Origin of the sequence: Erwinia piriflorinigrans CFBP 5888 (assembly GCF_001050515.1) — a bacterium.
GTDB classification, from domain to species: Bacteria; Pseudomonadota; Gammaproteobacteria; order Enterobacterales; family Enterobacteriaceae; genus Erwinia; species Erwinia piriflorinigrans.
In genome coordinates, this window is the sequence record NZ_CAHS01000017.1 from 76,238 (window position 1) to 89,252 (window position 13,015).

Genomic DNA, 13,015 nt, shown 5'->3' on the forward strand with positions numbered 1-13,015 from the left:
GGCACGGGGAGGTTCAGATTAGCGGCATATAGGGGTTAAGATTAATAAACCGATTAGGGGCATATTTGTCATAACCGTGATTTCTGCAATACTCTATCATCTGGCTTAATGCACTGACGCCAACTTTGTCGTAAATAGAGTGGAGGTAGTTTTCCACCGTATTGTGAGAAATGTTCAATTTTTTAGCAATTTCTTTCGCGCTTAATGATTGCAGCGCAAAGAAGACCACATCGAACTCCCTGTCGGTGAACAGGTCGGTGGGTTTACCAAATGATAATGATTCAGGACATTTATTATTCTCGAGGTGATACATCGAGTAAATCTCTAACTTTTTAGCCCGCCCCACTACGCCAATCGATTTGCCATCTTTGACCAGCGGTGTGACGTCTGCCAGAAATGGCTGAATCAGCTTTTCCTTGCCGCCATACATAAATGTCATTAGCGTTGGAATCACTTTCTGGCTCTCCATGACATTCCTGTCATTAGCCTGAATGATATCAGCAATCTCTGACCAATAAACCGGACACTCGCTATCAAGTTTTCCTTCGGGATTGAACCCTTTGGGTAATCCGCTGTAGTGAAGTCCGTAGTCATTCATATAAATAAACCTGGACTCATGATCTTTTATGTACCAGAACTCATTACTATGTTCCATATATGAAATCAGAGCATCGAAACTTCTCGATCGGATATCCATATCCTTATTAAGTGAAAACTCCATATAGTTACTCCCCTTATCCATAATTTCCTCTCTGTAACCGTCAGATACGGTGTTTTTTTCATCTTCGGAGGAGGTTACGCCTTGATTTAAGGGATCTCAAGCAGTTCTTTTCTACGCTCTGGCACTCATCACTATCATTAGTTTAACTTATTGAAATATCGATAAACAGAGCGAGAATGGGGTAACAGAAAGCGACAAGCTATTATCATTAATTAGAAATTTTATCAAGGGTGGTTTTTAAGGGTAACACCCCTCTTTTTTTAGTAATAATATCTATATCAGTTTAGAGAAGACAAATTATACATCGTCATACCAGGGACTTAATTTCATAAATAAATTATAAATATCACTCTTCGCTACACTTTATAACCTGTTCTTAATTAAGCGCTATTTCAGCGACGGACCGCAACAATTTCCTATCCTGTTTTCTGCACCATCCGCTACGATCGTTAAGTGCCAAAGCAGTGCAGCAGTCAGTGCGACTACTGTAGATGGCTATGGATTTAAGATTGCCTGTACGACAGTGAACGTCGATTTCGTAACTATTCCACGCTATTTCCCTTTTTAAGCTGCCTGTGCGGCAGTGAACATCAAATGTCCAGCGGCATCTTTTCGCAAATGCCTCTAAGCTGCCTGTGCGGCAGTGAACGTGCAGGCGGTACGCCAGATTGCTGTGCCGTGCTTCTAAGCTGCCTGTGCGGCAGTGAACACGGCCGTTTCACCCGCCGCGTGGATGTCGAGCTTCTAAGCTGCCTGTGCGGCAGTGAACTTAATGGCCGGGCGTGGTGCATTCCACGGAAACTTCTAAGCTGCCTGTGCGGCAGTGAACTCCATCATCGCCCACGGGTTGTTCGTTGAATTCTTCTAAGCTGCCTGTGCGGCAGTGAACAACTTAGCGCTGCAATGTTAGCCCTGATTGCAGCTTCTAAGCTGCCTGTGCGGCAGTGAACCGTTAGTAATACAAACTAACCCGCTATAAAACAAGCTAAAAACCCTGAATCCGCTTTAAAACCCTTTTTTACCACTTACCGCTAACGCCACCTGAAATCAACAGGTTAGCGTTAGCGGAAAAAAAAAAGGGTTAAAACCAGGGCACGGTGGCCGTGGCACTTAGCCCGTAGGAGCTAAAGCTGCCCTCGCAGCGGGCGGACAGCAGCGGGCCATGCTCAATAAACAGCCGCCAGGCGTGACCATTTGAACCACTCTTTATCTGCAAATAGGGTAAATCGCTGCGCTGCTCGTTAACCACGCTGATCCGCTCTGCGGCCTGCGCTTCGTTGAGCCAGCCCTTATTGACCGAGCGGCGGCGCAGGCGTTCAGCACTGCTTTTAACCTGTACACGCCGCACGCTGCGCCACACGGCTTGCGGTGGAACCGGGGCGATATCGGTACAGGAGATATAATCGGTTAACCCCCTGTCCCAACCGCTGTGCTGCAAGGCATGTAAATCATCCTGCGTACCGTGCAGCCGGATGCGGTCGCCCAGCGTCACCTTGACGCCGGGGAAGCTGATACCGATACGGCCATTCGCCGTCTGCCTCAGCACCTGATGCAGGCGCATAAACACCTGTGCCAGCAGTACCGCTTCACCGATCTCCTCATCCACCCGCACGCGAATATCCTGATAGCGATCCATCATGCCCCCTTACTCGCTTTTCTCGCCAAATACGCCACCACGGATTAAAATCGCCATCACGTAGTGCTGCTGCTCCATATCCGGTTGTTTATCTTTGGTCACCCAGTTATCCAGCAGGGTATAAAAATCCATTTTCTTTATCGGCTGACGATAAGCGATTCCCCGGCTGGTCACCGAACCGTAAGGTTCAACGGAGATCGGCCCTACGTCCAGTTCATCCGCGTCCGGATACCAGCTATCGATGGTGCGCAGCGCATTGCCAATCTTCTGCGAGTGAATGGCCGCCGTGTCGTCAATCTGGTAGAGCAGCTTGCTTTTTTTACTGTTGCCATCCAGCACCAGCTCCTGCGAAGGGAATACCTCCTGGCCGTTACCGAGATAGACCTGGGCTTCGACGTTAAACAGCGCAAAGCTGTTGCCGCTCAATCCCTGTTCTATCGCCTGTGCCAGCTCCAGTAAATCGCCCTGCGGCTGGCTGAATGCCAGTAGGCTGTAGTTATGGCCGTCAAACTTCCAGCGCTTTTCGCCGCTGGTTACCTGCACCGCAACACGCCCGGCACCCAGGCGGTTACGCCATAAGAAGCGCCCGTTAGCGATGTTTTCAGCGTAGCGTGCGGCAAGCGTGCTGAAGCCGTGCTGAGCAATATAGCCGTCAATCACCGCCGCCAGCGCCGCCTGATACGCCCTGTCGTTACATACCGCTGGTGTGGCAAGATCGCCCAACACGCGCAGGGTAAAACAGACTTTCAGGCTGTCGCAGTTATAAGGCAACGCGGCCACATCAACCTTCTGAAGATTCGGTTTTTGGATCTCAGCATCCAGTTTTAGCGGATCGCTGGCGATGGCGTTTTTCAGGCGGTTGGAAATAGTGCCGCGTACCGCTTTCTCCTGAATTTTTATCGGCGTCCAGTTTTGCTTATCCTGCCATTTCCCGGCCAGCATAATGGCATCAGAGTTAGATAACTTGCGCTCGAAGGCCAGCACGGAGGCGGTTTTAATAGCTGATTTAGCCATAATTATTTCCTTATAAGGTCAAATTAGTTGTAGTTGATGTCATCATCTTCATCGTCAGGATAATCCTGGTCGCACGCCGTTTGTTCGCCACGGCACAGGTAATAGTCGTCCTGATGGTGATAGCGCCACAGCAGATGGCGTAAATCATCGATGCGGTGCAGCCCGCGCCACTCGCCCACGCCGTACACCGCCTCGGTAAAACGAAACGGCGTTTCCGTATCGCGGCTGTTGGCCACCTCTCCCGGCGGATAGAGCGGCGAGATGGCGCGATAGCCGGTCATCAGCGGCACCAGGTAGCCTGCGCCGGGTTTCGGCTGGTATTGCCACTGCACATTGCTGTCCGCTGGCGTTGCCCCGTCATCCGCCTGCATTTTTAAGGCGGCAAAATCGAGCCATGCATCCAGCATCTCCGCCTGCGGCTGCTGGTCGTGGTGCTGCGCCAGCAGCGCGGAGCGATCCAGTAAGGCGAAACCGGGCAGCAGGCGGCGCATGATTTTGCGCGTCTCGCCGTCATCCTGCGGCCAGCCGCCGATCTGCACCTGGCCGACCGAGGTGACCGTACCGCCAGCCAGCCGTAAGCGCTGACACAGATTAGCCAGCGTTTGCGTTAGCTCTGCCACCCCCTGTTCGCCACCGGCAATGCTGCCGTGACACTCCATCAGCAGTGAAACCGTCATATGCATGCGCCCTTCTTCATTAAAGGCGGCGGTTTTCGCTTCTTTGGTCAACGGATTACGCGTGAGTGCAAACTGGTAGTCGTGCCCTGACGTATAGGCATGTACCTGCTGCTGATGGCAAATCACCCCACAGCCGGACAGAGTGATATTGTGGCTCTGCTGTAGCTTGCGCGATAAGGCATGGGTAAAGCCGAGAAAATGAGTGATGGCCGGAAAGCCCCAGGTCAGGCCGGCAATGGCATTGGCGTTTTCAACCCGCAGATGGCGTAAGACAATCAGCGCGCTCATGGCAGATCCTCCGCAAGGTCTTTTTCCAGCTCGCGCAGCCGCTGCTTAAACAACAGAGCGGTTGAGAAGTGACGGCGTTCCGTCTCGCCCATATTCAGCCTGTCACTGTGTAAATGACGGCTTAGCCAGTGGCCGAAATCACGCGCCACTTCGTTTTTCCAGTCGCCGCCCTCACGTTCGAACTGAAATTCCGTATCATCCTGGCTGCGCCACGGGTCAAGCCACAGCTGCTGCGAACGTTTTAGTACGCAGTCTGGATGCGCGCTCCAGCCACGCAGTTCCGTCTGGTTCTGCACCCCGGCGACATAGTTAAACAGGATATCGATAATTTCATCGGTCATCGCCAGCCGCTGCTGGCGAATGTCCAGCGGCTTGACACGCCGTAAAAAGCGGCCCAGTCGCTGAATGACCGGCCACGCCTGGCGGGAAAAGTCGTTAGAGGAATTAAAGATCGATTTGTGTTGTGACGGCGGGCGGTTCTGGGTTTGCCACACCGGCGGGGCGCAGGGCAATAACCAAACTTTTCCGCCGCGTACGCTGTTTAAATAGGAGATATTCTGCGGCTTGGTGCCGCCGAACTGGGTAATGGCGGTACCCGGAAAAGTCACCAGCGCTTCACCATGCCAGCTTTTGGCTTTCAGCGCCGCTCGCGCCGCTTTGGTCTCTTCACTAAATTTGGTGCTGATAATACGTTGATTCAGGGCATGGGCCAGCGAGGAAGAGAACAGCGGGCTAAGCAGATGATACTGCCCGTCAGCAATGGGAAAGTAGATCTGTTTGGCCAGCTTATGGCTGGCAGGCTGGCGATCAACCAGCACCTGCTTAAATCCGCTTACCCAGCTGGCGCACAGTTCAGGATCATCGGTGAGCGACTCCAGTGCCGAGTAGTCGCCACGTTGCAGGCTGGCAATTAATGAATCCCCTTCCACCTCGCTTTGCAGCAGTTTGGCAACGTCGAGAGCGGCAGCATTGCAGGCGATATCAAGCGCCGACTTTTGCAGGGTTACGGTGGAGAGATACGCTTCATGCTGACCGCTGCCGCTGGTAAATATGCTGCTGCCGCGTGCATCGCTATGGGTAAATTTTACGGCGTGTGTCACCAGCTTGATCTGCCCGGCGCGGCTGGCGGCATCACTAAGCCAGGCCTGCGGCTGGTACTTTTGCTCCAGCTCGGCGCGCTGTTGCTGAAGCTGCTGGCGCAGCACGCTGATTGCATCCTCTGACGCTAACGCGGCCAGTTTTTTCGCGCTCTCTTTATCAAACGCTTCCAGCTTTGCCGTTTTCCGGGCGGCAATATAGCTGGTGATAAAAGACGCCAGGGTTTCTCGCAGCATATGATCTCCTTTGCTATGCATGCACTGAATTAAACTCCAAAATCCCTATAACCTTATGATATTTAAGTTAACATTAATACTGAGGGAATCGATCTGTGAATTACAGGCCAGTATGATGATAGCCAAACTTATGACGACCCAAAGTAAATTTCTAAGCAGCACACTCAACACATCACTCCTAAATTTAAAAAACCTATATTTTTAAGATACTCCAGTCTGAAGCGCAGTGCCACCAAGTTTGCGGAATTTTATGCCCGGCGTGTGGGAAGCTGCTGATTCTGGCTCAGCATGGTTAAAAATCTTGATAGCGGGAAAAGTAATGCTGTACTCTTGCCAGCACTGCTGAACAAGCAGCTTAGAAATAAATTTAAAATATCTATATTTTCCCACTGCCGAACAGGCAGAAACTGATTGATTTTGATAAAAAAACGGCACCCTTACGGATGCCGTTCTCTTTTCTTCAGAGCTTTATTTCTGTTGGCTGATGGGTCTTTAACCAATCCTGTAGCGCCATATCCATCCGCGTTTGCCAGCCCGCGCCCGATGCCTTAAACGCACCGATCACCTCCGGCGTATAGCGCACGCTTACCGCTATCTTTGGCTGTGCTTTTTGCGGACGACCGCGCTTTTTCAACGGCTTCAGTTTCAGCTGCGGATCTTCCAGAAGCATGCTGTCTTCATCATCCGCCACGGCGGCATAAATTTTTGCGTCTTCTTCTGCGCTGGGGAAGACGGTTCCCGGTTTAAGTTTCGGCATAACGCTGAATCTCCTTCCTGGTGGCAAGGCGCAAACTGATTATCCGGTAAACCTCTTCATGCTCGGTGAAACAGACGGAAAAAATTCTATTACCCAGCCTGGCAAGGCCATAGGTTAAACCAATCAACCGGATTTCATCAAAAGGCTGCCGATTATCTTCATATACGACCATTTCATCCCAGTCCAGCAAGGCGCTGTCAGCGAGTGAGTAGCCGTGCTTACGTCTGTTTTTCACATCCTTGTCAGGATCGTAGCAGATATCCATAGATTAATGTACCTACAAAAAAGATAAAGTCAAAATCCCTGTGACCGGCAGCGCATACCGCCTGGCTGGCAATCTACTCCGGCTGAAACACGCCTAATAGCGGATGAAAGTGCCATTCTTCGCTCTCAGGCAGAGTGCGCAGCACGATTTCACCAAAGCGCAGACTGACCTCCTCCAGCTCCATCGTCAGGCTGTCGGCCAGCTGCTGCCAGACCTGCTGATAGTCCGGGGTAATCCAGGCACTGACCCCGGCAGCGAACGTCAGATCGGGATAGGCGATCATGCTCTTTTTGCGCCCGGACGGGCCATCGTCAGGCTGCCAGATTTCTGGCTGATCACCCTCCTCGGCTATCAGCATAAAGTGCATATCTTCAGGCGTTGACTGACGAAACGGCTTACGCCGCTGCATTTCGCCACACCAGCTGGCCTGTTCGCGCCACCATAAGGCCGCACAGTACTCATTCGGCTCTTTCTGCTTTCCCTGCAACTCCACCATCAGTCGCTGGTGTTCCAGATCGGCCAGGTTAGCAAACAATGGACCTTTACCCACTTTTTGCCGGGACTGAATTCGTGGAATCGCGCTGATTGTCTGATACTGCTCTTTGTCGAGGATCTTCTGTAAATCGTGGCTCGCCAGCATATAGCCTTTTTGCTCAAACCCTGGCTTGCAGTAGGTCGGTTTCTGGCTATCCTGCGCCTTTAATGAGCAAATATTCTGCTGCAAAATATGCACATTTTCGCTCTGTGCTTCCTGCTGACGATGGCGCTGTACCCTGCCCGCCAGCTGGATCAGCGATCGCATTGAGCTGGGTTCGGCAATCGCCCAGTCGTAATCGTGATCGCGACCCACTTCCGCTACCGAGGTCGCCAGCACTACAAACAGATGATGCTGTTGCGGATGCTGCTCCATCGCTTCGGCGATCTCCGCCACCTGCCAGATCGCATCGGGCTGATGGCGAGTTAAGGTGGCATCCAACCGCTGTTCAAAATGCGAACGCATCGCCAGCGGGTGCCGACTGTGATAAACACAGTAATGAATATGAGTATCTTCCGCTGCCTCAGTCGCCAGCAGCTGCTGAGCAACGGCCACCAGTGGATTGATATTGGCGAAGCGCACCACGCCTACCGATACCGTTTTGGGCAACTCCTTATGGCGCTGATGGTGAGCATGATGCAGCGTCATCATCGACTGCAAAATGACCTGCGCCATATGGGGGTAAATCGTCGCCTCATCCCGCGCGGGGGGAGCCACCGGCGCTATCCAGCCACGCCTCAGTACCGGCTGTTTAGACAGCCAGCCGACTCGCCTCGCAACAAACTCTTGATGCTTTTGCATAAACTCCTGCGGCAGGCTCGGCTGGGCGGTAAGCACCTTCTCTGCAACATTTTCATCAAACCATGCGCAGCAAATATTGCCGTCAACGGGCAGGCCACAGGCGTGCTGGAAGATCTCGCGCCCGCTGCGGTAAGCGTTAAACAGCGCCAGTACCAGCGCGGGCGCCAGGGTTGCCGAGGAGAGCAGCACGCGCGAACCCAGCATACCTGCCCAGTTCACCAGCCGACACAGCGCGGGCAGATCGTCGATATCAAAATCGTCCGGCTCGTCGAGGACCAGATCCGAGGTTAACAGTCTTAGCATCGGCGCTATCTGCCTGCCGCCGCGTAACCCTTCGGTCGCCCCGATTAAATGATCGATGGTAGTCACCAGCACCGGAGCGCTCAGCAGCTTATTTAACTTAGTATTACCTTTGAGCCAGCGGCTTAAGCCCCCTTCATCAAGGCTGCCGTCGTAGCTGACGTACTGGTTTTCCTCTAGCAACGCCTCTGCTGATTCACTGCCGGTATCGTGCGAAACCGGGCTATCTTTAGCCTGCTGATGCAGCTGGGTCACCGCCTGTGAACCCACCAGTACCGCCAGATCGTCCTGTTCCAGCTTCAATTTTTCCCGCAGCGCATCGCCGGTTTGCAGCGTTAAGGTGCGTAGCCCCAGCGCCACCGCAAAGCGACAGCCTTTTTGTTCGTCGCTCAGCGCATACATAATGCGCGCATTGGCAAAGGTTTTACCGCAGCCGGTCGACGCCATATTAATGCCGAAAAAACCCTGTTGAAAGGCGCTCTCGCGCAGATCGCAGGTCTCCTGCCAGGCATTATCCTGCCAGCGGAACTTCTCATCTGTGCTGCGTTTTTTAAATCCTTTATGACGGGTAATCGCTGGCAGGGTTTTGCGTAAATGCGGCAGGCTACGCGCCAGCAGCAGAGCATTTTGCGCCACGCCGATATTATGCTCGTCCAGCCGCTGCTTCAGGCTGCCGCTGTCGCGGTCGGTATTGGCATACAGCAGACAGTCCGCGTCCTGCCAGCCCGGCGTAGCCGGTTGCGCGGAGTAGACGTGATCGGCCAGCATTAATGCCAGCCGCGCCATATGGCAGCTAAAGCGCTGATTGATATCGATTTGTGCCAGCCACGCTGGCTGAGCCAGCAGGCGCTGTGCCAGCTTGTGCGCTTTGCCACACCAGCGGCCGCTGCGCATCGGCGTCCCCTGCGGGAACTGCCACTGTTCCTGAAGATCGGCGGGTTTCCAGTCCTGATGATGATTGGCGGCGTTCCAAAGCGCATCCAGCTCCCTGATCAGCCAGCCATCGCAGTGTTCCAAGTCAGGCGGTAAATATGAAGCTGACTTTGATAAATCATTCTTTTTCGGGTAAACCGGCATACGGTGATGGGAGAGGATCAGCCACGCCACCACGCGCGCCACTGGCGATAAGGGGGCAAAAGGATTTGTAGTGTCCATCAGACCATCTTTTTCCAGCCCGGTCAGCATCGCCTGCTCATCCTGTGGCTCTATCTCACTAAGGGCAGCAATCCATGTCAGATCGTCACGCCCCGCAACCCAGGCACAGAACAGCCGCAGCGAAACCCACTCATGGCGGTAGGGCTGACAGCCTTTGATCCCTTTTTTCCCAACAAGCATCTGCTGAAACAAGCTGTTGGACTTACCAAAATCATGAAACAACCCGGCAATAGCGGCCAGCAGGCTGACAGCCTCGACGCTGTGCCAGCTGTTTTCATCAGCGCTTTTCAGCACATCGCGCGAGGTGGTATCCGTTGGCACCCCGCCTTGCACGTTAAAACGGCGCAGATTGCCAACAACCCACAGCAGTTCGCTCTGTCCGGTGCTTTTTATCTGGTGGCAGGCCACGGCGGTATTGCGCCGTGCGGTTTTGCGCAGCAGCTTACGCAAGGTCAACAGCCCCTGTTGCGTAATGGCGGTTTGCCAGCAGCGGTCGCCTTTACGTTCGGCAAACTGATCGAGGATACGGCGGCTCTCTTCCAGCGCACGTTTGTTACACTGAGCAATCAATAAAACATTCATTTTCCCACCTGGCTGTGCTGTCGGGCGGTGGCTTCCAGCGCGGCGATCATCGTATCTAACGCTTCAGCATTTTGCAGGCTGGTCAGGCAGCGCTGGCGGAACTCCTGCTCCTCTTCGCCCGCCATTGCGGCAAGAAACGCCTGTGGCAGAATCAACGCGTCCTTAATCAGATCGGCAACGTCAAACACCAGCCCACCACGGCGGGTTTTGCCATGCAGCACCGGCAGCCCGTGCGGCAATCCTATTACCCAGCAGGCGACCGCCGCCAGGCCGTAGGCAAGATAATTGCCATGATCGAGAAAACGGTTGGCCGCATCGCTGCCGCCACCGCGTTTGGCACGGACAAAATCGCCGTAGTTCGCCGCCTGTGCCGCCAGTTTATATAGCGCTTTGGTCATCACCGCTTCAAGAGCCAGCAGATCGGTGCTGTTGTTACAGCGCGCCAAGCCCTGTTCAAAGCGGTCAAGGATCGCCGTTAGCCTGGGTTCGCTAAGAGTAAAATTCTGCTCACGCATCATTTTGCTACCCAGCCATGACTGGCGTATCTGACTGATGCGCACGCGCTGAAACGCAATGGCGGTGCTGAGCCGTTTCTGCTCATCGAACCAGAAGCTGACCCAGTGCTGAAGATATTCAGTGGGGCGGTATTCACTTTGTGAGTTGAGCCACGAGACGTCGACCTCAACTTCATTGGCCGCATACAGCGGCGTTCCGCCGCCGCCGCAAAACCCGACCAGGACCCCGGCGCGGGCAAACTCACGCATAGCCGCCTGGGTTACCGATGTGCCGGTACCCAGCATCACCACCGTGGTATTGGCAATGGGAATATTCCAGTACAGAGACTGTTTACCTTCGTCGGTGACATATTCCACCCGGCCGCCGTTCACCAGCACCCGGCAGTATTGCAGATAATAAATATTGCTGCGTTTTGAGTGCAGAATGGTTTTTAAATCTGAAGGCTTAATCATTTCCATATGGAGCTTCCTTGTGGCAGGGTTATTTGCTTGCTGATATCGGTGAAGTGGTGATATTCCCTGGATTAGTGATGTAGAACATACCATAACGTGTCGAAATCTGCCGCCGCGCACAGGGGCTATATCGGCTATAAATAGTTGGCGGGCATGTCACGGTGTTGAGCTGAAAGTCATAACCTTCCTTTTTTTCTTCACCAACGAATCTACCCCTGCCCCTCATGAACTGGATAGCTATAGTGGTAGTCGTAGCGGTTTTGGCCGATATTGATTCGCATTAACGCTGGCTGAAGCGTTATTTGTCATATCATCGAAAAGCCAAGAGGATTAATTCGCTCTGAAAGTTCCCGTAGTTAAACAGTCTTCGCCTTTTGCCTCTATAATCTTGTCAAAGGTAAAAAAACGGCGCACCTTGTTGTGTGACCATGATTATAATTATTAAAATATTAAGCCAATTGTTGATTACATATGTTGACAAGGAAATTTTCAGTAGTCAGGATTGATTGCTCATATAATGAGGGATTAAATATGAAGACGACAGTCACTTGGATTTTCTTTTTTTTAATATTTTACCTTTCCATGTGGTTTTTCAGTAAGATTTTTTCCAGTGATTTTGATCATGTCGATACAGTATCGTTCTCTATAGTTATGTCCGGAATAATGGCAATTTTTTTTAGTAAAATTAAAAAAAACGTCATCCGTAAATCATAAACACATTTTAAGAGGGATATTTATGAATGAGTTAATTCACATTGAATTGACAGCAGTTTCTGGCGGTGATGATTTTAGCTATGTGGGTTTAGCTGGCGCAGTCGGAGCAGGTGCCGTAACAGGCGCACTGACCGGTGCGGCCTTAGGTGGCATTGGTGCTGGTCCTGGTGCCATAGGTGGTGCGGCTATTGCCGGGGCTGGGTATAGCGCAAATCATTTGGTGCAGGGGGCCATTGATCATGATCCCTCATGGTGGGGATGGGGGTACGCGACCTTATGTGAACAGAAAGGTATGGGAGTAGGGTACAGTTGCTGAAAAGCTATATCCTGTAACTCTTAGCCTACAGAGTAAATAACAGGAACAATAGGCCTGTAATTTCCTTTAAAATACACGGGAGTCCAGAGGGGGGGGTTAGAATAGTTTTTTATATTGCCTTCCACGGCCAAATATTGATTGCTGGAATGGTATATATATTTTTCGGTCCAGAAACCCTCCTGTACTCCAAAACGTAGATCCTCAAACTTATACTTGGTTAATGCTGTTTTCAACCGCTTGTTAACGATAACACTGGAAACGGTTCCTGCTGTCGCTCTGCTCCAAATAATATCAGGGGGGCACATGCGCTGCCTGTACGGTAGTGAACGATAATGGATTTTGCATCAATAGCGGAGTTTTTTAAGCTGCCTGTACGGCAGTGAACGGGTTCCACTTGTTGCTCACTACATTTCGGTACTTCTAAGCTGCCTGTACGGCAGTGACCCCACGCGATTGCGTAGCATATCCACAGGTAGTCTTCTAAGCTGCCTGTACGGCAGTGAACAAGTTACGTTGTGGTTAAGGCCGGAACAGCCGCTTCTAAGCTGCCTGTACGGCAGTGAACAAATGGCAGAGGGTTACCCACCGAGCAGAATACTTCTAAGCTGCCTGTACGGCAGTGAACGTTGGCAAAAATAAACCCATCCATTTCTACAGCTTCTAAGCTGCCTGTACGGCAGTGAACTGGTGGGTATCAGATGCCTGGATTCTCCGGGTCTTCTAAGCTGCCTGTACGGCAGTGAACTCGATTACTCCAGCACTACAGCCACACAATGACTTCTAAGCTGCCTGTACGGCAGTGAACACGGCTACCGACCAAAACCGGCATTTCTCCAACTTCTAAGCTGCCTGTACGGCAGTGAACTTTGCTGGCTAAAGCACCACCCCGATCCCCATCTTCTAAGCTGCCTGTACGGCAGTGAACATAAATGTACTTATATCTTGCTTCAAT

The 13,015-nt window shown here is 52.2% G+C and carries 10 protein-coding genes and 2 CRISPR repeat arrays (1 of these 12 only partly in view); of the genes, 1 reads left to right on the plus strand and 9 read right to left on the minus strand.

What is annotated here, in order from left to right; translation table 11 throughout:
* Nucleotides 1-13 precede the first annotated feature (13 nt).
* The 9 genes from EPIR_RS13420 to cas1f form a co-directional block, all read right to left on the minus strand.
* The gene (locus EPIR_RS13420) at nt 14-742 is read right to left on the minus strand and encodes a helix-turn-helix transcriptional regulator (protein ID WP_023655984.1); all 729 of its coding nucleotides are present in this window, start codon (nt 740-742) and stop codon (nt 14-16) included.
* Nucleotides 743-1,282: 540 nt separating this feature from the next.
* A CRISPR array of direct repeats spans nt 1,283-1,671; the repeat unit is 28 nt; unit sequence CTTCTAAGCTGCCTGTGCGGCAGTGAAC.
* Nucleotides 1,672-1,802: 131 nt separating this feature from the next.
* On the minus strand, nt 1,803-2,357 hold the full coding sequence (gene cas6f, locus EPIR_RS13425; RefSeq protein WP_023655986.1) for a type I-F CRISPR-associated endoribonuclease Cas6/Csy4: 555 nt from the start codon (nt 2,355-2,357) through the stop codon (nt 1,803-1,805).
* A gap of 9 nt (nt 2,358-2,366) precedes the next feature.
* Nucleotides 2,367-3,371 (minus strand): type I-F CRISPR-associated protein Csy3, encoded by a 1,005-nt coding sequence (csy3, locus tag EPIR_RS13430; RefSeq protein WP_023655987.1) that lies wholly within the window; start codon nt 3,369-3,371, stop codon nt 2,367-2,369.
* 23 nt (nt 3,372-3,394) lie between these two features.
* On the minus strand, nt 3,395-4,336 hold the full coding sequence (gene csy2 / locus EPIR_RS13435; protein WP_023655988.1) for a type I-F CRISPR-associated protein Csy2: 942 nt from the start codon (nt 4,334-4,336) through the stop codon (nt 3,395-3,397).
* Complete coding sequence (gene csy1 / locus EPIR_RS13440) at nt 4,333-5,670, minus strand: type I-F CRISPR-associated protein Csy1 (protein ID WP_023655989.1); 1,338 nt, start codon at nt 5,668-5,670, stop codon at nt 4,333-4,335. Before csy1 ends, csy2 begins: the two co-directional genes overlap by 4 nt.
* Before the next feature lie 460 nt (nt 5,671-6,130).
* Nucleotides 6,131-6,427 (minus strand): BrnA antitoxin family protein, encoded by a 297-nt coding sequence (locus tag EPIR_RS13445; RefSeq protein WP_023655991.1) that lies wholly within the window; start codon nt 6,425-6,427, stop codon nt 6,131-6,133.
* On the minus strand, nt 6,414-6,692 hold the full coding sequence (locus EPIR_RS13450; protein WP_012440588.1) for a BrnT family toxin: 279 nt from the start codon (nt 6,690-6,692) through the stop codon (nt 6,414-6,416). The genes EPIR_RS13445 and EPIR_RS13450 overlap by 14 nt, the downstream gene beginning before the upstream one ends.
* A gap of 73 nt (nt 6,693-6,765) precedes the next feature.
* Nucleotides 6,766-10,065, minus strand: coding sequence for a type I-F CRISPR-associated helicase Cas3f (gene cas3f, locus EPIR_RS13455; protein WP_023655992.1), 3,300 nt, complete (start codon nt 10,063-10,065; stop codon nt 6,766-6,768).
* A complete protein-coding gene (gene cas1f, locus EPIR_RS13460; RefSeq protein WP_023655993.1) occupies nt 10,062-11,039 on the minus strand; it encodes a type I-F CRISPR-associated endonuclease Cas1f in 978 nt (325 codons plus the stop codon). Before cas1f ends, cas3f begins: the two co-directional genes overlap by 4 nt.
* 730 nt (nt 11,040-11,769) lie before the next feature.
* Here cas1f and EPIR_RS13470 point away from each other — a divergent pair.
* Nucleotides 11,770-12,063, plus strand: a complete 294-nt coding sequence (locus EPIR_RS13470; protein ID WP_023655994.1) for a hypothetical protein — start codon at nt 11,770-11,772, stop codon at nt 12,061-12,063.
* Nucleotides 12,064-12,420: 357 nt separating this feature from the next.
* Nucleotides 12,421-13,015: a CRISPR direct-repeat array (repeat unit 28 nt; unit sequence CTTCTAAGCTGCCTGTACGGCAGTGAAC) (it continues 333 nt past the right edge of the window).

Bases quoted from the DNA above. Each gene is read 5' to 3' on its own strand.
- EPIR_RS13420 (WP_023655984.1), bottom strand. From the start codon at position 742: ATGGATAAGGGGAGTAACTATATGGAGTTTTCACTTAATAAGGATATG.
- cas6f (WP_023655986.1), bottom strand. From the start codon at position 2,357: ATGGATCGCTATCAGGATATTCGCGTGCGGGTGGATGAGGAGATCGGT.
- csy3 (WP_023655987.1), bottom strand. From the start codon at position 3,371: ATGGCTAAATCAGCTATTAAAACCGCCTCCGTGCTGGCCTTCGAGCGC.
- csy2 (WP_023655988.1), bottom strand. From the start codon at position 4,336: ATGAGCGCGCTGATTGTCTTACGCCATCTGCGGGTTGAAAACGCCAAT.
- csy1 (WP_023655989.1), bottom strand. From the start codon at position 5,670: ATGCTGCGAGAAACCCTGGCGTCTTTTATCACCAGCTATATTGCCGCC.
- EPIR_RS13445 (WP_023655991.1), bottom strand. From the start codon at position 6,427: ATGCCGAAACTTAAACCGGGAACCGTCTTCCCCAGCGCAGAAGAAGAC.
- EPIR_RS13450 (WP_012440588.1), bottom strand. From the start codon at position 6,692: ATGGATATCTGCTACGATCCTGACAAGGATGTGAAAAACAGACGTAAG.
- cas3f (WP_023655992.1), bottom strand. From the start codon at position 10,065: ATGAATGTTTTATTGATTGCTCAGTGTAACAAACGTGCGCTGGAAGAG.
- cas1f (WP_023655993.1), bottom strand. From the start codon at position 11,039: ATGGAAATGATTAAGCCTTCAGATTTAAAAACCATTCTGCACTCAAAA.
- EPIR_RS13470 (WP_023655994.1), top strand. From the start codon at position 11,770: ATGAATGAGTTAATTCACATTGAATTGACAGCAGTTTCTGGCGGTGAT.